General features: G+C 70.8%; 20 protein-coding genes. 12 read left to right on the top strand and 8 right to left on the bottom strand.

The window, feature by feature from the left end; translation table 11 throughout:
* Positions 1-44: 44 nt before the first annotated feature.
* On the top strand, positions 45-2,705 hold the full coding sequence (gene adhE / locus FBZ83_RS24560) for a bifunctional acetaldehyde-CoA/alcohol dehydrogenase (RefSeq protein WP_145689335.1): 2,661 nt from the start codon (positions 45-47) through the stop codon (positions 2,703-2,705).
* Between the two features lie 293 nt (positions 2,706-2,998).
* Positions 2,999-4,630: an AraC family transcriptional regulator gene (locus tag FBZ83_RS24555; RefSeq protein WP_211101695.1), complete on the top strand. Its 1,632-nt coding sequence runs from the start codon at positions 2,999-3,001 to the stop codon at positions 4,628-4,630.
* Positions 4,631-4,761: 131 nt separating this feature from the next.
* On the opposite strand, the gene FBZ83_RS24550 is transcribed toward FBZ83_RS24555, so the two are convergent.
* Positions 4,762-5,958 (bottom strand): MFS transporter, encoded by a 1,197-nt coding sequence (locus FBZ83_RS24550; protein ID WP_211101694.1) that lies wholly within the window; start codon positions 5,956-5,958, stop codon positions 4,762-4,764.
* 149 nt (positions 5,959-6,107) lie between these two features.
* On the opposite strand from FBZ83_RS24550, the gene FBZ83_RS24545 reads away from it, so the two are divergent.
* Entirely contained in the window at positions 6,108-6,980 is an 873-nt protein-coding gene (locus tag FBZ83_RS24545) for a LysR family transcriptional regulator (protein ID WP_145689334.1), read from the top strand.
* A 6-nt stretch (positions 6,981-6,986) separates the two neighbouring features.
* Here the strand turns inward: FBZ83_RS24545 and FBZ83_RS24540 are convergent, their stop codons facing one another.
* A complete protein-coding gene (locus FBZ83_RS24540; protein ID WP_145689333.1) occupies positions 6,987-7,598 on the bottom strand; it encodes a hypothetical protein in 612 nt (203 codons plus the stop codon).
* Positions 7,595-8,935 carry a flagellar protein export ATPase FliI gene (gene fliI, locus FBZ83_RS24535; protein WP_145689332.1) on the bottom strand — a complete coding sequence of 447 codons (1,341 nt, stop codon included), beginning with the start codon at positions 8,933-8,935 and terminating at the stop codon, positions 7,595-7,597. The genes FBZ83_RS24540 and fliI overlap by 4 nt, the downstream gene beginning before the upstream one ends.
* A gap of 125 nt (positions 8,936-9,060) precedes the next feature.
* Between fliI and FBZ83_RS24530 the strand changes: the two genes are divergently transcribed.
* The 9 genes from FBZ83_RS24530 (at position 9,061) to FBZ83_RS24485 (ending at position 16,163) form a co-directional block, all read left to right on the top strand.
* Positions 9,061-9,453, top strand: a complete 393-nt coding sequence (locus FBZ83_RS24530) for a flagellar basal body rod protein FlgB (protein ID WP_211111502.1) — start codon at positions 9,061-9,063, stop codon at positions 9,451-9,453.
* Positions 9,454-9,473: 20 nt separating this feature from the next.
* Positions 9,474-9,893: a flagellar basal body rod protein FlgC gene (flgC, locus tag FBZ83_RS24525; protein ID WP_040137944.1), complete on the top strand. Its 420-nt coding sequence runs from the start codon at positions 9,474-9,476 to the stop codon at positions 9,891-9,893.
* A 13-nt stretch (positions 9,894-9,906) separates the two neighbouring features.
* Entirely contained in the window at positions 9,907-10,269 is a 363-nt protein-coding gene (locus FBZ83_RS24520; protein ID WP_145689331.1) for a flagellar hook-basal body complex protein FliE, read from the top strand.
* A gap of 145 nt (positions 10,270-10,414) precedes the next feature.
* Positions 10,415-10,681, top strand: a complete 267-nt coding sequence (gene fliQ / locus FBZ83_RS24510) for a flagellar biosynthesis protein FliQ (RefSeq protein ID WP_014199655.1) — start codon at positions 10,415-10,417, stop codon at positions 10,679-10,681.
* Between the two features lies 1 nt (position 10,682).
* Positions 10,683-11,465, top strand: coding sequence for a lytic transglycosylase domain-containing protein (locus FBZ83_RS24505; protein WP_145689330.1), 783 nt, complete (start codon positions 10,683-10,685; stop codon positions 11,463-11,465).
* A 70-nt stretch (positions 11,466-11,535) separates the two neighbouring features.
* Entirely contained in the window at positions 11,536-13,629 is a 2,094-nt protein-coding gene (gene flhA, locus FBZ83_RS24500; protein ID WP_145689329.1) for a flagellar biosynthesis protein FlhA, read from the top strand.
* A gap of 24 nt (positions 13,630-13,653) precedes the next feature.
* Positions 13,654-14,412 (top strand): flagellar biosynthetic protein FliR, encoded by a 759-nt coding sequence (locus FBZ83_RS24495; RefSeq protein ID WP_145689328.1) that lies wholly within the window; start codon positions 13,654-13,656, stop codon positions 14,410-14,412.
* 13 nt (positions 14,413-14,425) lie between these two features.
* Positions 14,426-15,526, top strand: coding sequence for a flagellar biosynthesis protein FlhB (gene flhB, locus FBZ83_RS24490; RefSeq protein ID WP_145689327.1), 1,101 nt, complete (start codon positions 14,426-14,428; stop codon positions 15,524-15,526).
* A gap of 97 nt (positions 15,527-15,623) precedes the next feature.
* The gene (locus tag FBZ83_RS24485; protein ID WP_145689326.1) at positions 15,624-16,163 is read left to right on the top strand and encodes a hypothetical protein; all 540 of its coding nucleotides are present in this window, start codon (positions 15,624-15,626) and stop codon (positions 16,161-16,163) included.
* 73 nt (positions 16,164-16,236) lie between these two features.
* On the opposite strand, the gene FBZ83_RS24480 is transcribed toward FBZ83_RS24485, so the two are convergent.
* The 5 genes from FBZ83_RS24480 to FBZ83_RS24460 form a co-directional block, all read right to left on the bottom strand.
* Positions 16,237-17,238, bottom strand: a complete 1,002-nt coding sequence (locus FBZ83_RS24480) for a glycosyltransferase family 9 protein (RefSeq protein WP_145689325.1) — start codon at positions 17,236-17,238, stop codon at positions 16,237-16,239.
* 253 nt (positions 17,239-17,491) lie between these two features.
* The gene (locus FBZ83_RS24475; protein ID WP_145689324.1) at positions 17,492-18,019 is read right to left on the bottom strand and encodes a flagellar protein FlgN; all 528 of its coding nucleotides are present in this window, start codon (positions 18,017-18,019) and stop codon (positions 17,492-17,494) included.
* Positions 18,016-18,336 carry a rod-binding protein gene (locus tag FBZ83_RS24470; protein WP_145689323.1) on the bottom strand — a complete coding sequence of 107 codons (321 nt, stop codon included), beginning with the start codon at positions 18,334-18,336 and terminating at the stop codon, positions 18,016-18,018. Before FBZ83_RS24470 ends, FBZ83_RS24475 begins: the two co-directional genes overlap by 4 nt.
* Before the next feature lie 25 nt (positions 18,337-18,361).
* On the bottom strand, positions 18,362-19,513 hold the full coding sequence (locus FBZ83_RS24465; protein WP_247888457.1) for a flagellar basal body P-ring protein FlgI: 1,152 nt from the start codon (positions 19,511-19,513) through the stop codon (positions 18,362-18,364).
* A 40-nt stretch (positions 19,514-19,553) separates the two neighbouring features.
* Positions 19,554-20,618, bottom strand: a complete 1,065-nt coding sequence (locus FBZ83_RS24460; RefSeq protein WP_145689321.1) for a flagellin — start codon at positions 20,616-20,618, stop codon at positions 19,554-19,556.
* Between the last annotated feature and the right edge of the window lie 3 nt (positions 20,619-20,621).

Below are 20,621 nucleotides of genomic sequence, written 5' to 3'. Positions count from 1 at the left end.
GCCTCAAGGGGCCGGCGGCGCGCCAACCGCAGAGGCGACACGATATGCCCGTCACCACGCTTGCAGACCTCAACGACCTCGTCCTCCGCGTCCGGGAGGCGCAGAAACTCTACGCCGGCTTCCCGCAGGAAACCGTGGACCGCATCTTCCGCAGCGCCGCCCTGGCCGCGGCCAACGCGCGCATCCCGCTGGCGAAGCTGGCGGTCGCCGAGACGCGCATGGGCGTGATGGAGGACAAGGTCGTCAAGAACCACTTCGCCTCCGAATACATCTACAACAAGTACAAGGACGAGAAGACCTGCGGCATCCTCGAGGAGGATCCGGAATACGGCATCATGACGATCGCCGAGCCGGTGGGGCTGATCTGCGCCATCGTGCCGACGACCAACCCGACCTCCACGGCCATCTTCAAGGCGCTGATCAGCCTGAAGACGCGCAACGGCATCGTCTTCTCGCCGCACCCCCGCGCCCGCAAGGCGACCTGCGAGGCCGCGCGGATCGTGCTGCAGGCGGCGGTGGAGGCCGGCGCACCGCCGGACATCATCGGCTGGATCGACGAGCCCTCGGTGGAGCTGTCGAACGCGGTGATGCACCACCCCGACATCAACCTGATCCTGGCGACCGGCGGGCCGGGCATGGTCAAGGCGGCCTATTCCTCGGGCAAGCCGGCGATCGGCGTCGGCGCCGGCAACACTCCGGCGGTGATCGACGAGTTCGCCGACATCAAGCGGGCCGTCGCCTCCATCCTGATGTCCAAGACCTTCGACAACGGCGTGGTCTGCGCGTCGGAGCAGTCGGCCATCGTCGTGGACGCCGTCTATGAGGCGGTGCGCGACCGCTTCGCCCACCATGGCGGCCACATCCTGTCGGCGGCGGACGCCGACGCGGTGCGCAAGGTGCTGCTGAAGAACGGCGCGCTCAACGCCGACATCGTCGGCCAGTCGGCCGGCGCCATCGCCGCCATGGCCGGGGTGAGCGTTCCCAATCACACCAAGGTGCTGATCGCCGAGGTCGAGGCGGTGACCGAGGACGAGCCCTTCGCCCACGAGAAGCTGTCGCCGACCCTGGCGCTCTACCGAGCCCGCGACTTCATGGACGCCTGCGACAAGGCGGCGGCGCTGGTCGCGCTGGGCGGCATCGGCCACACCTCCGCTCTCTACACCGACCAGGACCAGCAGCCGGAGCGCATCCGCCATTTCGGGCAGGCGATGAAGACGGCGCGCATCCTGATCAACACGCCGTCGTCGCAGGGCGGCATCGGCGACCTCTACAATTTCCGTCTGGCGCCGTCGCTGACGCTCGGCTGCGGCTCCTGGGGCGGCAACTCAATCTCCGAGAATGTCGGGCCGCAGCACCTCATCAACCGCAAGACCGTGGCGAAGAGGGCCGAGAACATGCTGTGGCACAAGCTGCCGAAATCGATCTACTTCCGCCGCGGCTGCCTGCCCTTCGCCCTGGAGGAAATGCGCGGCAAGAAGCGCTGCCTGATCGTCACCGACCGCTTCCTGTTCGAGAACGGCCACGTCGACGAGACCGTGCGCATCCTCAAGGGTCTGGGCCTTGCGGTGGAGACCTTCTTCGAGGTCGCCGCCGACCCCACCCTGGCGGTGGTGCGGCGCGGGCTGGCGCTCGCCAACGCCTTCCAGCCGGACGTCATCCTGGCGCTGGGCGGCGGCTCGCCGATGGACGCGGCCAAGATCATGTGGGTGATGTACGAGGCCCCGGACGTCGCCTTCGAGGATCTGGCCCTGCGCTTCATGGACATCCGAAAGCGCATCTACACCTTCCCCAAGCTGGGCGTGAAGGCGCAGTTCGTCGCCGTCCCGACCACGTCCGGCACCGGCTCGGAGGTCACGCCCTTCGCCGTGGTGACCGACGAGCGCACCGGCATCAAGTACCCGATCGCCGACTATGAACTGACGCCCAACATGGCGATCATCGACGCCAATCTGGTGATGGACATGCCGAAGGGCCTGACCGCTGCCGGGGGCATCGACGCGGTGACCCACGCGCTGGAGGCCTACGTCTCCGTCCTGGCCAACGAATACACCGACGGTCAGGCGCTCCAGGCGCTGAAGCTGCTGAAGGAGCATCTGCCCTCCGCCTACGTCAACGGCGCCAAGGACCCCAAGGCGCGCGAGCAGGTGCACAGCGCTGCCACGCTGGCCGGCATCGCCTTCGCCAACGCCTTCCTCGGCGTCTGCCATTCGATGGCGCACAAGCTGGGGGCGGAGTTCCACCTGCCGCACGGCGTCGCCAACGCCCTGCTGATCGCCAACGTCATCCGCTACAACGCCGCCGACATCCCGACCAAGCAGACCGCCTTCAGCCAGTACGACCGGCCCAAGGGCGTCGCCCGCTACGCCGAGATCGCCCGCCACCTCGGCCTCGGCGGCAGCCGCGACCATGAGCGGGTGGAGACGCTGGTGGCCTGGGTGGAGGAGCTGAAGCGGACGCTGGACATCCCGGCCTCGATACAGGCCGCCGGGGTGCCGGAGGCGGAGTTCCTGGCCCGGCTCGACGCCATCGCCGAGGCCGCCTTCGATGACCAGTGCACCGGCGCCAACCCGCGCTTCCCGCTGGTTGCGGAGATCCGGCAGCTCCTGCTCGACAGCTACTACGGCCGCGCCTACGCCGAGGGGGCGGAGCGTGCGCCGGAACCCGCGGCTGAGCGCAAGCCGGTGGCGCTGGTCCGGTCGCGCTGAGTCTCCCAATGTGATTGAGGCCTGACGGGCCGCCCGTCTCCGGGGAACCGGACGCCGGGCGGCCCTTTCTTTTGTCCGGAAAAAAAGCCGGTCCGCCGAAGACTTCACGCCCTGACGCCATGAAGCGTCGATTGGCTGTGAGCCTATTGTCTGAAACGGCGGCAGGAGATTCCGGTCATGATTCGCTCCTATCAATCCGATTACCGTCATCGCGGATCCGCGATGCATGCATTCGTCTTCAGGGTCCGGCGCGCGCGGAAGACGCGGCACGGTTTTTCCACGGAGGCGACGCGATGACTGTGTCGGTCGGTGGCGCGCTGGACGAGATTCTGCACCCGGGCTCGGCCGATTTCCGCAGCCTGCCGGACCTGATCGGCGGGCTGATGGACCGGCTGGTCGACCGCGCGCCGCTGCGCGGCGGGGCGTTGTGGCTCCAGGACATGGGCACGCTGGTGCTCGCCCAGGACCGGGCGGGCGGTCGTCTCTGCTGGACGGCGGACGGCGATCCCAACGAGGCCGCGGCCGACCCGGAGGCGGTGGTGGTGCCTATCACCTACGCCGACGCGCCGGTCGGCGAGATGCGGCTGGTCCTCGACCGCGCGCCGGACGGCGCCGCGCCCGAGGCCCCCATCCTGCAGGACGTTGCCCGCCAGTGCGGTTATCTCGCCAAGCGCTACGAGGTGCGGCGCTGGGCGGAGCGGCGGTTCGGCCGTCCCCTGATGATGGTCGGCATGAGCCCGGCGCTGCGCGAACTGGACGCCTTCCTGGAGCAGGCCGCCCACAGCGCGCTGCCCGTCCTGCTGACCGGCGAGTTCGGAACGGAGAAGGCGCAGCTCGCCGCGGCGATCCACGGTTGCGGGCCGCGGCGCGACGGCCCCTTCGTCCAGGTCAATGGGGCGGACCCGGTGGGAACGCCCGCCGACTGGTTCGCGCGGGCCGCCGGGGGGACCCTGTTCCTCAGCGGAGTCGACGAGATGACGCCGTCCCTTCAAGGGCAGATCGTCCAGCACATGCCGTCCCAACTCGGCCAATGGCTCGACGCGCCGGGCGGCTGGACGCTGTCCGCCGGCGGAGCGGCCGCCGGTATGGCCAGTGGGATGGGGAACCCGCGGGTCATCGCCTCGACCACCGCCGATCTGCGGCGGCTGGCGGAGGAGGGGCGCTTCTCCCGCCCGCTGCTCGCCGAGCTGGATTTCCTGTGCGCCACCGTGCCGCCGCTACGCGACCGCCCGGCGGACATCGAGCCGCTGGTCCTCGCTGCCCTGGAGCGCCACGGCGGGCGTGCCGACGAGACGCGGACCGACGAGCTGATCGCCCTGTGCAAGGCCCATTCCTGGCCGGAGAACCTGTTCGAGCTGGAGCGGGTGATCGCCCGGCTGGCGGTGATGACCGGTGGCCGGCCGATCCGCCATGGCGACGTGCGCCGCCACGCCCCCTGGATGGTCGGCGGCGCCATGCCGGCGGCGCCGGACTCCGGCCCTCATCCGGAGGACCATCCGGAGGCCGTGCCGACGGCTCCTCCGGCTCCGCCACCCGCCGACCGCTGGGTGCGCTGCGCGCTGACCCGCGACCAGGACGCCCTGGCCCGGCTGCACGGCGGTCTGCGCAAGGCGCTGCTGTTCCTGGGCGAGCGCTTCGCCGACCCGATCACGCTGGATGAGCTGTCCCGGCAGGCGCATGTCAGCCCGTCCCACCTCAGCTATCTGTTCCGGACGGAGCTTCAGACCTCCTTCAAGGGTCTGCTCGGCCGCATCCGCATCCACAAGGCGCGCGAATTGCTGGCCGCCGAGCGCCGGCTGCCGATCACCGAGGTGGCGATGAGCGTCGGCTACGGCGACCTCAGCCATTTCGAGAAGAGCTTCCGCCGCCTCGTCGGGGAAAGCCCGCGCGAGTATCGGCGCAACCTGACCGCCGTCCGCGGGTGAGCCAATCGGCCGATGGGTGCCGGGCGCTGGTGTCCATGAACCATAGGCGCCCTCCAGAACGGCTGGCGGCTGGCGCGAGCACTTTTGCGCTCGCGCCAGCCGCCTCGCGGACCCTGTCCGTCGGACCTTGCCTAGCCGCGCCGCGCGGCGAGCTGGAGCGCGGTGGCCAGGGCGGCGACGGCGATGCCCAGCCCGGTCACGGCGGTCCAGCCGCCGGCGTTCCAGGCCAGCGTCGCCGCGCTCGACCCCACGGCGCCGCCCAGGAACATGCCGCCCATGAAGATGGTGTTCAGCCGGGCGCGGGCCTCGGGGCGCAGGGCGTAGACGAGGTGCTGGTTCGACACCAGCGCCGCCTGGACCGCGAAGTCGAGCAGGATCACCCCGGCGACCAGACCGGCGAGCGACGTCCACAGCCCGAACAGCAGCCAGGACGCCAGCGTCAGCAGCGTGCCCAGCAGGATCACCCGGTGCGGCCCGCTGCGGTCGGCGATCCGCCCGGCCAGCGGGGCGGCCAGGATGCCGACGGCGCCGACGATGCCGAACAGCCCCGCCGCGTCGGCGCCCAGGCCGAAGCGCGGCTCGGCCAGACGCAGCGCCAGGATGGTCCAGAAGGTGGTGAAGGCGGCGAACAGCAGCCCCTGGGTGACCGCGGCCAGCCGCAGGGCCGGGAACTCCCGCCACAGATGGACCAGCGAGCGCATCAGCGCCGGGTAGCGCATGGTTGCGTTCGGGTGGCTGCGCGGCAGCATGACGGCCATCAGCGCGGCGGCACCCAGCGCCAGCGGCACGGCCAGCCAGAACATGGCGCGCCAGCCCTCGTGCGTGCCGACGAAGCCGGCCAGCGTGCGGCTGAGCAGGATGCCGGTCAGCACCCCCGACATGACTGTCCCCACCGCCGCCCCGCGCCGCTGCGGCGAGGCGAGATGCGCGGCGAAGGGGACGATCTGCTGCGCCACCGTCGCCGAGACGCCGAGCAGCAGCGAGGCGGCGACCATCAGGGCGGGGCCTTGCGCCAGCGCCGTCGCGACCAGCGCCGCGGCGAGCAGGAGGAACTGTCCGACGATCAGCTGCCGCCGCTCCACCAGATCGCCCAGCGGCACCAGCAGGAGCAGGCCGGCGGCGTAGCCCAACTGCGTGGCGGTCGGGATCATGCCGGTCAGCGGGCCGGGCAGGTCGCCCTCGATCAGGCCCAGCATGGGCTGGTTGTAGTAGATGTTCGCGACGGCCAGCCCCGCGGCGGTCGCCATGGCGAAGGTCAGCCCGCGCCCGAGCCGGGTGTGGTCGGGCGTGTGGGTTGATGTGTGGGGCATTGTGTCGGTGATGCTCATGACAGGGGTCCTTTTGCAACATCCCCTCTCCCCAGAGGGGAGAGGGCTACTGAGCCCAAGGCGATGATCTCTGAAACAGACCCTATCGCACTTTCACAAACCGCATCAGTCATGCAGAATGAACGGCCTGTGCATCAAAAAGTGAAGCAATGGACCTTGCCGGACTCGCCGTTCTGGTGGAAGCCGCCCAGGCCGGCAGCCTGGCCGGGGCGGCAAGGCGCCTGGGCATCTCGCCGCTGATGGCGACGCGGCGGCTGGCCGCGCTGGAGGAGGCCATGGGCGCGCGGCTGATGCAGCGGACCACCCGCTCCCTTGCCCTGACGCCGGAAGGGGAGGCGATGCTGCCCTTCGCCCAGGCGATGCTGGAGAACGAGGCGGCGGCGCGGGCCAGCGTCCGACCGTCCTCCGCCGGGGCGTCGGGGCTGCTGCGGCTGACCGCCTCCGCCGCCTTCGGGCGCAAGGTGGTGGTGCCGGTGGTCGCGGAGTTCCTGACGGACAACCCGCAGGTCTCGGTCGATCTGCTGCTGACCGACACGGTGGTGGACATCGTCGGGCAGGGCATCGACCTTGCCATCCGCATCGCGCGTCTGAAAGACAGCGCGCTGATCGCGCGGCGGCTGGCCGACAACCCGCGGGGGCTCTACGCCACGCCCGGCTATCTGGCGGCCCGCGGTACGCCCGCCGCCGTCGCCGATCTGGCGGAGCACGAGTGCCTGTGCCTGTCCGGCACGACCCATTGGAGCTTCGCGGGGGACGGGCGGGAGCGGCGCATCCGGGTGCGCGGGCGCTTCACCGCCAACTCCATCGAGGGGCTGCGCGACATCTGCCTCGCCGGGCTCGGCATCGCCGTCCTGTCGGAGTGGGACGTGCGCGACGAGGTGGCGCGCGGCGCGCTGGTGGCGCTCACCCTGTCCGACGGGGCGTTGGAGCCGCTGGCAGTGTGGGGCGTCCACCCCTCGGCGCGCTTCGTGCCGCCGAAGGTGCGGCTGTTCATGGACGCGCTGGCGAAGGCGCTGCGCTGAGCCGGGTCAGAGCCGGACGGCCGGGCGGTCCGCCGGCTGGGTGGCATGCAGTTCGTAGAGCTTCGCCAGGATTTGCGGGGCGGGCTGCTCCGCCTTGGGCGCCGGCGTGTCCGCCGTGGCGTCGCTGCCCGGCGTCTTGCGGGCGAGCGCTTCCGCCAGCACGGCGGGGGATGGGCGATGGTCCGGCGTTGGCTCCGTTTGCGGCTCTTGCGCCGGACCGGCGAGGAAGGGCAGGGGCGGGGCGCTGGACGGCGCGTCCTTCGCCGGAGCCTTCGTCTCGTCCGAGCCGCCCTCCGCCAGCGCGACGAGGTGGCCCAGCGGGTCGTCGCCGGTCACCGCTTCGAAGGCGGCCATGGCGGCGCTGCCCAGCAGGCCGATGGGGCCGCCGAACAGGAAGCCGCCGGCCAGCCGCGCCGGCAGGCCGATCTCGTCGCCGGTGGCGTGGCGGTAGACCTGCGACACCCCCGGCAGGTGCTGCAGCGGATTCACCGCGTCCAGCAGGTCCCCGAAATCCAGACCGTGATCCGCCGTCTCCTGTTTGGTCGGGGCCTTCACGGCGTCCCGTGCGGCGGTGGTCGGGGCAAGCGCGCGGGCGGCGAGCGCGGTGGCGTTGGTCATGGCGTGGCTCCGGCGGGAACGGCGAGGATGCGGTCGAGGATGTGGAAAGAGTCGGGGGACGGCGTGGCGTCGTCCTTGCCCTGGCGCAGGAACTCCTCCAGCGCCGGGTTCAGCGCGACGGCGTCGTCCACCTCCGCGTCGGTGCCCTGCTTGTAGGCGCCGATGCGCACCAGCTCCCGCATGTTGTCGTAGGTGGCGGCGAGGCTCCGCGCGCGGCGCAGCAGGGCGTTCTGCTCCGCCGTGTGGCAGCCGGGCAGCAGGCGCGACACGCTGCGCAGCACGTTGACGGCGGGGTAGCGCCCCTGCTCCGCGATGCGGCGGTCCAGAACGACGTGGCCGTCGAGGATGCCGCGCACCGCGTCGGCGATCGGCTCGTCATGGTCGTCGCCGTCCACCAGCACGGTGAAGATGCCGGTGATGTCACCCTGGCCCTCCTGTCCCGGCCCGGCGCGCTCCATCAGTTTGGGCAGTTCCGCGAAGACGCTGGGCGGGTAGCTCTTGGCGGTCGGCGGCTCCCCGGCGGCCAAGCCGATCTCGCGCTGGGCCATGGCGAAGCGCGTCACGCTGTCGATCAGGCAGAGAACGTGCAGGCCGCGGTCGCGCAACTCCTCCGCCACGGTCAGGCAGAGATGGGCGGCCTGCCGGCGCATCAGCGGCGGCTCGTCCGAGGTGGCGACCACGACGACGGAGCGGGCGAGGCCCTCCGCCCCCAGATCGTCCTGGATGAACTCCTGCACCTCGCGCCCGCGCTCCCCGACCAGACCGATCACGATCGCGTCGGCCCCGGCGTGGCGGGCGACCATCGACAGCAGCGTCGATTTGCCGACGCCCGACCCGGCGAAGACACCCATGCGCTGGCCGCGGCAGATCGGCGTGAAGACGTCGATGGCGCGCACGCCGGTGTCCATCTTTGGCCCCACCCGGCGGCGCGCGTAGGCCGGCGGCGGGGCGGCGCGCAACGGGCGGGCGTGGTGGCCGTTGCGCAGGGGGCCGCACCCGTCGATCGGCTCGCCCAGCGCGTTGACCACGCGGCCCAGCCAGCCGGGGCCGGGGCGCAGCGTGAAGGCGGTGTCGTCGGTGACGGCGGCGCAGCCCTCCGCCACGCCGTCGAGGTTGTCGAAGGCCATCAGCAACGTGCGGCCCTGGCGGAAGCCGATGGTCTCGCACAGCAGGCGCTGGCCGCGCGCCGTCTCCGCCCAGCATTTGTCGCCCACCGCCAGGACGCGGCGCAGCCCCTCCACCTCCAGCGTCATGCCGGTGGCGCTGCGGATCTCGCCGCGCCAGGATCGGGTCGGCATCCGCTCGATCTCGGACAGAAGGTTGGAAAGCACGCGCATCGCCGGGACGTCTCCGCCGTGTCGGAATGCGGTGATCCTGCCACGAGGATTTTAAATCCGGTTTTAAACGCCGGGGGTCATCTTGACCGTGCCTTGCCTTCCGGCTTTGCGATAGGGCCGTTCCAATGGATTTTAGCAATATTTCGGTGTTCCGGCTGACCGGCGCGCGCCTCGATTACTTGGCGGAGCGGCAGAAGCTGATCGCCGCCAACGTCGTGAACGCCAACACGCCCGGCTATCAGCCGAAGGACCTGAAGCCCTTCGCGGCGCTGATGGACGGCCCGCAGTCGGTGGCGCCCGCGCTCACCTCGCCCATGCACCTGGCGGGCTTCAACCCGTCCGGCGCGGTGCAGGAGGCGCGCAAGCCCGAGCAGTGGGAGACCACGCCGGACGGCAACGCCGTGTCGCTGGAGCAGGAGATGAACAAGGGCAGCGAGACGCGCGACGCCTTCGCCCTGACCGCCGGCCTGTTCCAGCGCAACCTGCAAATCCTGCGCGCCGCCTGGCGCGCCGGCTGACGACTTCGGAGGCCCTTCCCATGCTCACCGATCCCCTGGCCGCGACGATGCGGATCGCCAGTTCGGGCCTGCAGGCGCAGGGCACCCGGCTGCGCGTGGTCGCCGAGAACATCGCCAACGCCGATTCCACCGCCATGACGGCGGGCGGCGATCCCTACCGCCGCAAGACCGTCTCCTTCGCCACCACGATGGACCGCGCCGCCGGGTCGGAGATCGTGAAGGTCAAGCAGATCGGGCGCGACCGCAGCGACTTCCAGCTCGTCTACGAACCCTCGCACCCCGCCGCCGACGAGAAGGGCTACGTCAAGCGCCCGAACGTCCAGCCGCTGATCGAGATGATGGACATGCGCGAGGCCAGCCGGTCCTTCGAGGCGAGCGTCAACGTCATCGAGCAGTCGCGCAGCATGATGAGCCGCATGATCGACCTTCTGCGCGGCTGAGGAGATCCAGAGCATGATCGAACCCATCGGCCGCGCCGCCGCCGCCTACGGCCTCCACCGCGCGCCCCTGGCCCAGCCGGCGCCCGCCGCCTCGCTCGCCACCCCGCCCACCACAGCTGCTGCGGGATCGGCGCCCGCCGAGACGGCAGCGTCGGCGGAGAGCAGCTTCGGCGCCTTCCTCGACCGGCAGGTGTCGCAGGCGGTGGAGACGCTGAACGAGGGCGAGCGCATGTCCGTCGCCGCCGTCGCCGGCAAGGCCGGCACGCACGAGGTCGTGCGTTCCGTGCTCGCCGCCGAGATGACCGTGCAGACGGTCGTGTCCATCCGCGACCGCATGGTGCAGGCCTATCAGGACGTCATGCGGATGGCGATTTGAGCGCTTTCGTCAGGACGTCTTGCCCCCACCCCGGCCCTCCCCCGCTGAGCGGGGGAGGGGGATTTTCGCGAAGCGGCGGCAGTTCCCTCCCCCGCCCAGCGGGGGAGGGTTAGGGTGGGGGCAAACACTCCCCAGGAGAACCCCCATGAATGAAGCCGACGTGCTGGAAGTCCTGCGCACGGGCATCTGGACGATGCTGCTGATCGCCGCGCCGCCGCTGGTCATCGCGGTCCTGGTGGGCGTGGCGATCTCGCTGGTCCAGGCGCTGACCCAGGTGCAGGAGATGACGCTGACCTTCGTGCCGAAGATCGTCGCCATCCTGGTCACCACCGTGCTGGCGCTGCCCTTCATGTACGGCGCGCTCACCACCTACGCTGACCGGCTGGGCAGCCTGATCGTCTCGGTGCGGTGACATGCGCCGGCTGGCCGGACTGGCGATGCTGCTCCTGGCCGGGCTCCTGGCCGGAACCGCGACCGCCGCGGAGGTGAAGCCGCCGGCCGCGCAGATCGGCACCTGGTCCACCGCCCTCTACGCGCCGCGCGTCCTGCCCGCGCGCAGCCTGCCGCCGGAGGCCGCCTGCATCGACGCCATCCTGGCGGCGGAGCGCGAGGCCGGGGTGGCCGACCACATGCTGCTCGCCATGGGCTTCACCGAGGCCGGGCGGATGACCGCCGACCGGCTGTTCACCGTCTGGCCCTGGACCGTCAACACCGAAGGCGCTTCCAGCTACTTCCCGACGCGGGACGAGGCCATCGCCTTCGTGCGCGCCGCGCAGGCGCGGGGCACGCGCTCGATCGACGTCGGCTGCCTCCAGGTCAATCTGAAATGGCACCCCGACGCCTTTCCCGACATGGAGACCGCCTTCGACCCGCGCGCCAACGCCCGTTACGCCGCGCGCTTTCTGGGCGACCTGCACCGTGCGCAGGGATCGCTGGACGCCGCCATCGCCCGCTACCACTCCGCCCAGTCGGAGCGCGGAGCGGCCTACCGCGAGCGGGTCGGCGGCAACCGGCGCTGGGTGGCCGGCGCCATGGATTACCTGAAGACGCTGGCCGCCGGCCCTCAAATGGCCAGTTCCCAAGCCGCCCCCGGCGCACTGCCCGCCTGGGGCCGGGCCGAGCTTGGCCGCCTGTCCTTCCTGTCCAGCCTCTACGCCAACGCGGCGGTGAAGCCGCTGCTGCCGACCGCCCAGTAGCGCAGACGTAAAAGCCGGTTTTACCGCGGGGTGCTAGCGTACCAACGGTGCCGCACCCTGGAGTTCCCGCATGGCTTTCACGGACACCTTCCGGAACCGGATGACCAGCCTCGGCGATGCCGGGCTGGCGAACCGCGACGTGCTGTTCGCGCTGGCCATCGTGCTGGTGCTGGCCGTGCTGTTCCTGCCGGTGCCGACCTGGTTCCTCGACCTCGGGCTGGCGCTGTCGCTGGCGGTCAGCGTGCTGATCCTGATGGTCTCGCTGTGGATCTCCCGGCCGCTGGACTTCTCGTCCTTCCCGACCGTGCTGCTGGTCGTCACGGTGCTGCGGCTGGCGCTGAACATCGCGTCCACCCGCCTGATCCTCAGCCATGGGCACACCGGCCCGTCCGCCGCCGGCCATGTGATCGAGGGCTTCAGCCAGTTCATCATGGGCGGCAACTTCGTGATCGGCGTGGTGATCTTCGCCATCCTGATCGTCATCAACTTCGTCGTCATCACCAAGGGCGCCTCCCGCATCGCGGAGGTCGGCGCGCGCTTCACGCTGGACGCCATCCCGGGCAAGCAGATGGCCATCGACGCCGACCTGTCCGCCGGCATGATCGACGACGTCGAGGCCCGCCGCCGCCGCAAGGAGCTGGAGGACGAGAGCACCTTCTTCGGCGCCATGGACGGCGCGTCGAAGTTCGTGCGCGGCGACGCGGTGGCCGGGCTGGTCATCACCGCCATCAACGTGCTGGGCGGCATGGCCATCGGCATGGCGCAACAGGGCATGTCCTTCGAATCCGCGGCGTCGGTCTACACCATCCTGACGGTGGGCGACGGTCTGGCGACGCAGATCCCGGCGCTGGTCGTCTCGCTGGCCGCCGGCCTGCTGGTGACCAAGGGCGGCAACGTCGGCTCCGCCGATCAGGCGGTGCTCGCCCAGCTCGGTGGCTATCCCAAGGCGCTGATGGTGGCGGGCGGGCTGCTCTGCACGCTGGGCGTGACGCCGGGCCTGCCCGCCGCGCCCTTCGTCCTGCTCGGCGGCGGCTTCGGCGCGGCGGGCTGGTACGCGATGCGCGGCAAGATGCGCCGCGCCGCACTCGCCCGGCTGGAGGAAAGCCGCAAGGCGCCCACCGCCCCGGCCGAGGAGGCGGTGGAGGACATGCTGAAGGTGGACGAGGTCAAGGTGGAGGTCGGCAACCACCTCGTCCCGCTGATCCTCAACAAGAACGGTCCGTTGACCGGCAAGGTGAAGACGCTGCGCAAGCGCTTCGCCAAGGAATTCGGCTTCATCCTGCCGTCGGTGCGCATCAAGGACAGCAGCTTCCTGCCGCCCAAGGGCTATGTGGTCAGCGTCATGGGCGTCGAGGTGGCGAGCGGCGAGGTGCGGCCCAAGCAGCTTCTCGCCATCGACCCGTCCGGCGGGGCGGCCCCCGACCTGCCCGGAGAGGCGACGCGGGAGCCGACCTTCAACCTCCAGGCCCGCTGGATAGACCCGGCGCGGCACGAGGAGGCCATCGCCAAGGGCTACACGGTCGTCGACCCGGAAAGCGTCATCACCACTCACCTGACCGAGGTCATCAAGGACCACCTCTCGACCCTGTTGACCTTCGCCGCCATGCAGAAGCTGCTCGACGGGCTGGGGCGGGAGTACCAGAAGCTGATTTCCGACATGGTGCCGTCGCGCATCACGCTGGTGGTGGTGCAGCGCGTGCTCCAGGCGCTGCTGGCGGAGCGGGTGTCGATCCGCAACCTGCCGGCCATCGTCGAGGCCATCGCCGAGGCGGTGAACTGGACGCGCAACATCACGCTGGTGACGGAGCATGTGCGGGCGCGGCTGGGTCAGCAGATCTGCCAGTCGCTGACGGCACCCGACGGCTTCGTCCCGGTCATCGTCCTGACCCCACGCTGGGAGCAGGCGCTCCAGCAGAGCGTCATCGCCGAGGGCGAGGACCGCCGCTTCGCCATGCCGCCGACCCAGGTGCAGGAGTTCCTGACGGCGCTGCGCATCACCATCCAAAAGCACGCCACGCCCCAGGTCTGGCCGGCGCTGCTGGTCGGGGCGGAGGTGCGGCCCTTCGTGCGCTCCCTGCTGGAGCGGGTCAGCCCGATGACCCCGGTCATCAGCCACGCCGAACTGCACCGCAAGGTGTCCGTCAAGACGATCGACCAGGTGTGAAGGACCGGGAAGGAAAGAACGGTGATGGACACGCTCGCCGATCTGCTCAGCCTGGAGGTCTACCGCGCCTTCCTGGTCTTCGCCCGCGTCGCGGCGGCGGTCAGCCTGCTGCCCGGTTTCGGCGAGCTGGCGGTGCCGCCGCGCGTCCGGCTGTGCATCGCGATCCCGGTGGCGCTGGCGCTGACCCCGACGGTGCCCGGCCTGCCCGACCGACTGCCGCCGGACGCCGCGGTGATGCTGGAGCAGATCTTCGCGGAGACGGTGGCCGGCGCCTTCCTCGGGCTGGGGGCCAAGCTGTTCCTGGCGTCGCTCCAGGTCGCCGGCAACATCGCCGCGCAGGCGATGGGCCTCGCCAACCCCTTCGGCACCGACGCCGCGGGGTTCGAGAGCGGGTCGATCCTGTCGGGCACGCTGGTCATCGCCGGGCTGGCGCTGCTGTTCGCGCTCGACCTGCATTACCTGATGATCGACGCGCTGGTGCGCTCCTACGGAAGCTGGCCGGCGGCGCAACTGCCCGATCCCGGCATGGTGGCGGGGCGCTACGCCCAGCTCGTCGGCGTCACCTTCCGCCTGGGCGTGCAGATGGCGGCGCCCTTCCTGGTGTTCGGCATGATCGCCAACATGGCTCTGGCCCTGGTCAATCGCGTGATGCCCTCCATGCCCGTCTATTTCGTCGCCACCCCGGCGATGGTCGGCGGCGGGATGCTGGTCTTCCTGGTGACGGCGGGCGCCATGGTCACCGCCACGCTGGCGGCGCTGGCCGGCTGGCTCGGCGGGCGATGAGAAGGGGGCGGCGATGTCGGACAACAGCCAGGACGAGGAACAGAAAACCGAGGAGCCGACCGAGAAACGGCTGCGCGAGGCGATGGACAAGGGCGATGTCCCCCGCGCCCGCGACGTCGGTCTGGCGGCCACCATGGCGGCGGCCTGGCTGATCGCCGCGGCGGGCGGGCCGCTCGCCGCCTCCCGCATCGCCGAGGTGCTGCTGCCGTTGATCGAGAATCCGAACGACATCCGGCTCGACGGCGGTCCCTACGACGTGATGAACAGCCTGCGCTGGCTGATCGGCGGTGTGGCGGTGGCGATGCTGCCGGTGTTCGGCCTGCTGGTCGGCGGGGCGGTGGTGTCGGCGGTGGGGCAGGGGCCGCTGCTGGCGGCGAGCGACCGCATCCGGCCCAAGCTGTCTCACCTGTCGCCGCTCAGCGGCTGGCGCCGCATCTTCGCGCGCCACGCGCTGGTCGAATTCGTGAAGAGTCTCGTGAAACTGGCGATCATCGCCTGCGCCGTCTGGTTCGCCGTGGCGCCCTACATCGATTGGACGGAGGGGATCGTGGGCATGGACGTTGCGGCGCTTCCCGACCTGCTGCGGGACCTGACCCTGCGGCTGCTGCTGGCCGTCCTCCTGGCGACGGTGGTGATGGCCGCCGTGGACGTGCTGTGGAACCGGCTGGAATGGCGGCGCCGCCTGCGCATGACCTTCCAGGAGCTGAAGGACGAGTTCAAGCAGACCGAGGGCGATCCCCATCTAAAGGCGAAGCTGCGCGAGATCCGGCGCGACCGCTCGAAGCGCCGCATGATGGCGAACGTGCCGCGCGCCACGGTGGTCATCGCCAACCCGACCCACTTTGCCGTGGCGCTGGAATACGACCGCGCCAAGATGCCGGCGCCGGTCTGCCTCGCCAAGGGGGCCGACCTCGTCGCGCTGCGCATCCGCGCGGTGGCCGAGGAGAACGGCGTTCCGGTGATCGAGAACCCGCCGCTGGCCCGCGCCCTCTACGCCGCGTCGGAGGTCGACGCGGTGATCCCGCTCCAGCACTACCAAGCGGTGGCTGAGGTGATGATGTATGTGCTGCGCCTGAAGAACGGTGGGGCCGCGCAGCCGGCGCAACGGGCGTAGCGGGGCGGCCGGATGGTTTGGAAATCAGCTTAATGTCTTCTCAACGGGTTTGGCGGTAGACGAAGGAAATCCTCCCCTTCCGCGGCGCATCACGGCCATGAGCGACAGCGACGACCTGTTCGAGATGTACCGTTCCGACCGCGCCGCCTCCGGCGCGCTGAAGGGGGAGGCGCTGGCCACCGCGCTGGCCGACAACGTGCGGCGCAGCTTCGCCGAGATGGACCGGCTGATTGCGGAAGTGACGCAGGCTCTTGCCCAGGCCCGCTACACGCTGCGCCTCGCGCCCTCGGTGGTGGACCGCGGCAGCTACGTCCAGCAGGACCGCGCGTCCGAGAGCTTCCGCGATTACCTGCGCCTGTGGAGCCACCGCCGCGCCGAGGCGGGCAGCGGCGGGATGCATTGGGAAACGAAGATCCTGGTCACCGACAGCCGCCGCCGCACGGCGGAGCTTGGGCTGGGTGTGACCGTCGAATGGCCGACCGCGGACCGTGCGGCCGATTGCGCCTTCGTGGAGTTCTGGACGACCGGCCAGGGCGTCAACCTGCCCTCCGAGGGCCGCAACTTCCAGCGCGCCCTGGTCGCCTGCCTGCGGCGGCTGGAGGAGGCGGGTGAGATCACGCCCGCCGTGAAGCGCTGAAGCTTGGCGCGACCATCGGGTATCCCCTCTCCCCAGAGGGGAGAGGGTTATGACGGCTGAGGCGTTCTCTGGATTATGAACCGATCAGCGCCTCGACCTCTTTGATCGCGGCGTCGGCGGGAATGCGCTCCATCTCGCGCCCGCCGAAGGTCGAGGCCGTCAGCACGGCGCCCCGCGTCACCTTCGGGCGCAGCTTCTCCGCGGTCGTCGGACCGTAGAGGGTCAGCAGCGGCACATCGGCGAGGCCGAACAGGTGGCTGGTCCCGCTGTCGTTGGCGACCGCCGCGGCGCAGCGCCGGGTCAGCGCGATGGTGCGCAGCGGGGAATAGCGCGGCTCGGCCAGTTCGGCGTCCTGGAGCGGGAACAGCGCCTGCGGCACGGCAGCGCGCAGTTCCGGCAGCCAGTCCAACTCCGCCGGGCCGAGGATGAAGACCGGCACCCGCCCATCGGCGACCTGGGCGCGGGCCAACTCCACGAAGCGGTCCAACGGCCAGCATTTCACCCGCTTGCCCGCCCCCGGCGCGATGGCGATGTAGCCCGGCCCGTCGGGCAGGACGGCGCGCGCCTCGGCCTCGGCCTCGGCCGGGATGGGAACGGCCATGTCCAGCGGAGGGCGGCGCCCACCGGCGACCTCCAGCAGGTCGAACAGGCGGTCCAGCACGTGCCGCGGCTCCTTGTAGCCGGGCGGCGGGCGGCGGTCCGACAGGCGGTAGCCGGCGCAGGCCGAGACGAACAGGTCGTGCTTCAGCCGGCGTGCCAGCAGCGTCCGCCAGGGCAGCGCCTGGGTGTCCAGCACCAGCGAGAAACGATCCTTGATGGGCATGGGCTTCAGCAGGCCGAGCGGGTTGCGACCGATGCCGGTGTCGGCGCGGAACTCGTCGATCAGCCCGTCCATCATCGGGCGCAGCGTGGTCGCCAGATGGGTGCCTTCGGTGGTGATCCAGGTGATCCGGTGGTCCGGGAACAACCCCCGCAGGGCGCGCACGAAGGGAATCTTGATGAGCGCGTCGCCGATCAGCTCGCCATGGGTGAAGACGGCAAGCGACGGGGGGCCGGCGCGGTCGGTTGCGGGCATACGGAAGCCTTGGAAAGATGCGGCCAAGCGGACGCCGGACTATAGCGGCCCGCATCCGGCGGCGGAACCCTCCGCAAAGCCGTCGTCCTCAATCCCCTCTCCCGCCCCGGGAGAGGGAAGGGGCCCATGCGGAAGCGTGGGAAGGGTGAGGGTGACGCCAAGAATCAGCCCCTTGATCCTTGGACGACCCTCACCCGGCGCCTATGGCGCCACCCTCTCCCGGGGCGGGAGAGGGAACTACAATTCGGCCGGCCTACAGCTCCGCGTTCAGGCCCGACGCCGACAGCTCGACCGGGCGCACCGCGTGGCCGGAGGGGGCGTAAAGGCCATCGCTGGCCGCCTTCTCCAGCGCCACCAGAAGGCTGCGGTTGATCGACAGCACGGCCTTGCGCATGGCGACCAGCCCCGCCGCGTTGTCGTTGATGGCGCGGTCGAGCCGCTCCACCCGCTCCAGGATCATCGCGCGCAGGTCGTCGTTCAGCCGCAGGGTGCCCGACTGCGCCTGGGTCATGATGCCGCCCAGACGGTCGGCCATCGCCTGCTTGCGCCGGGCGTAGACCTCCAGCCCTTCCAGCTCGCCGGCGGCGAGCGCCGCCGTCTCCTCGTCGAGCAGGACGCTCAACTCCGCCACCGTGTCGAGGAACTCCGTCATCACCACGGCGGTCGGCCCGTCGGCCAGCGCGGGACTCTCAGGCTCCGGCGCGCCGGCGGGCGCGGCGTCCTCGACCGGATTGGTGTCGGGGGCAAATTCGCGGATCAGGTCCTTGAAGCGGCGGCTCATCCCTTGGTTCCTTCGCTCGTCTGGCCGTAGAGGCGGGCCACGTCGGCCTCGACCATGCGGCCGATCCCCAGCGTGCCGGCCTCGGCGATGGCCTTGCCATATTCCTGGAGCATGAAGCTGCGCCACGTCCGCTCGCCCTGGCCGCCGCCGAAGGCGCTGCCGGTCTCGATGCCGGCGAACATGGACTCCAGCATCTGCCCGACCATCAGCGCCTCGAACTCCTGCCCGGCCTTCTCGGCGGATCGGGTTTGGGCGGCGGGTGTCGCGGCGGCGGAACGCGCGGTTTGGGCGGTCGGGGAAAGGGGGGAGATGTCCATCGTGTCGTCGTCCGGCCGGAGAGGATCAGATGATTTCCAGATCGGCGTGCAGCGCACCCGCCGCCTTGATCGCCTGGAGGATGGCGACCATGTCGCGCGGCCCGACGCCCAGCGCGTTCAGCCCGTTGACGAGCTGCTGCAGGCTGACATTGCCGCCGATGGTGACGAACTGGCGCCCGTTGCCCTCCTGCACCTGCACGTCGGTGCGCGGCACCACCACGGTCTGCCCGTCGGAGAAGGGCTGCGGCTGCGACACCTGCGGCGTCTCCACCACGCGGACGGTCAGGTTGCCCTGGGTGATGGCGACGCGGCTGATGCGCACATCGTCGCCAATGACCACGGTGCCGCTGCGCTCGTCCACCACCACCCGCGCGATGCCGTCCGGGCGCACGGTGAGCTGCTCGATGTCGCCGATCAGCCGGGCGACCGCGCCGGTGTAGCGGGGCGGGATGCGCACATCGACGGTGGTCGCGTCCAGCACATGCACGGCGCTGCTGCCCAACCGCAGCGCCACCGCGTCGGCGATGCGGTTGGCGGTGGTGAAGTCGGGATTGCGCAGGGCCATGCGCACGCCGGTCGTCTCGTCCAGCGCGAATTTCAGCTCGCGCTCGACGATGGCGCCGTTGGCGATGCGGGCGCTGGTCGGCACGCCCTTGGTCACGTTGGCGGCCACGCCGCCCGCCGAGAAGCCGCTGACCGACAGCGATCCCTGGGCCACGGCGTAGGCCTGCCCGTCGGCGCCCAGCAGCGGCGTGACCAGCAGCGTGCCGCCGAGCAGGCTGGTGGCGTCGCCCAGCGCCGACACGGTGATGTCGATGGTCGTGCCCTGGCGGGCGAAGGGCGGCAGCGAGGCCGTGACCATCACCGCCGCGGCGTTGCGGGTGCGCAGCACCTCGTCGCGGGTGTTGATGCCCAGCCGCTCCAGCATGCCCTTCAGGCTCTGCTCGGTGAAGGGCGTGTTGATCAGCCGGTCGCCCGAACCGTTCAGCCCGACCACGAGGCCGTAGCCGATGAGCTGGTTGCGGCGCACCCCGTCGAAGGTGACGAGATCCTTCACCCGCGTCTGGGCCAGCCCCTCCTCCGCCACGGCGGCGGCGGCCAGCAGGCAGGCCGCGGCCAGCGCGGCCACGCGGAGGGTGCGGCGGATCGGGCCAAGCTTCGTCGGGCCGTGCTTCATCAGACCGTCTTTCATCGTCCCGCAGGGCGGCCGGGCCGCCCTACAGGTAATTGGTGAGGCTCATCCGGGCGATGCGGGCGGTGGCCGCCGCGGTCGCCTCGATCTGCACCTCGAGCTGGTTCATGCGCAGGCTGGCCTCCGCCGGATCGACGCTTTCCATCGCGTCGAGCTGGTCGTTGAGGATGCGGAGCTGCGTCGTGTTCATCGCCGCGATGTCGTCGAGCTGCGCGCGGTGGATGCCGAGCTGCGCGGTGGCGTCGCGCACCCCCTCGATGCCGACCGACACCTTGGCGACCGCGGCCTCCATGTAGGGCTTGTAGGCGTCCAGCGGCAGTTGGCTGGTGTCGACGCTGGCCAGCATGTAGAGGCCCTGGAGCAGGTCCCGCATGGCCGGGTCGTTGCCCTGGATGCCGTAGGGGATCTCGGTCGTGCGGTCGAGCCGGGCGCTGAGGCGCGGCGCGGTCGAGGGTGCCCCCTGGTAGAACCCGCCCTCGAAGCCGAGCGGCGCGGCCGACGGTGTCGCGAACAGGTCGTCCAGCGCCGCCACGGCGGCGGCGGTCTCGGCCGGGGTCTGCGGCGACGCGGTGCCCCCGGTGGCCGCGGCGATGGTGTCCTGCACGATCTGGATGGGGGAGGGCAGGCCGGACTCGTCGCCCTGCACGGCGCGCATGGGGGCGGCCTTCACCTCGACCCCGCCGAACAGGTAGCCGTTGCCGGAGGAGGCGTTGAGCATGCCAACCACCTGCTCCAGCATGGCGCGGGCCCGCACCTGGAGCGAGCTGCCGGTGGGCGAGGGCTGGCCCAGCCCGACCGAGGCGGCGGCCAGGACGTCCTGCCCGGCGGACAGGATGTTGGTCAGCGCGCTGTCCATGGTGCCCAGCCGCCCCTGCAGCAGGGCGGTGGATTTCAGGGTCTGGTCGGTCTCGTCATACAGGTTGCGCAGCGCGATGGCCTGCCCGGTGCGCGCACCCAGTGCCTTGGCGACGTCGAAATGCTTGCCGCTGGCGATCTCGTCGTTGTTGCGCAGCCGTTCGAGCTGAAGCTCGGTGTTGGCGGTCTGCAGGCGCTTGGAAAGGCCGAGGGTGGAGACGGCGTTGTAGAGCATGGC

The organism is Azospirillum brasilense, assembly GCF_007827815.1.
Lineage (GTDB): Bacteria > Pseudomonadota > Alphaproteobacteria > Azospirillales > Azospirillaceae > Azospirillum > Azospirillum brasilense_C.
The sequence above is the reverse complement of the archived record's forward strand: the minus strand, read 5'-3'. Positions and strand labels throughout refer to the sequence as shown.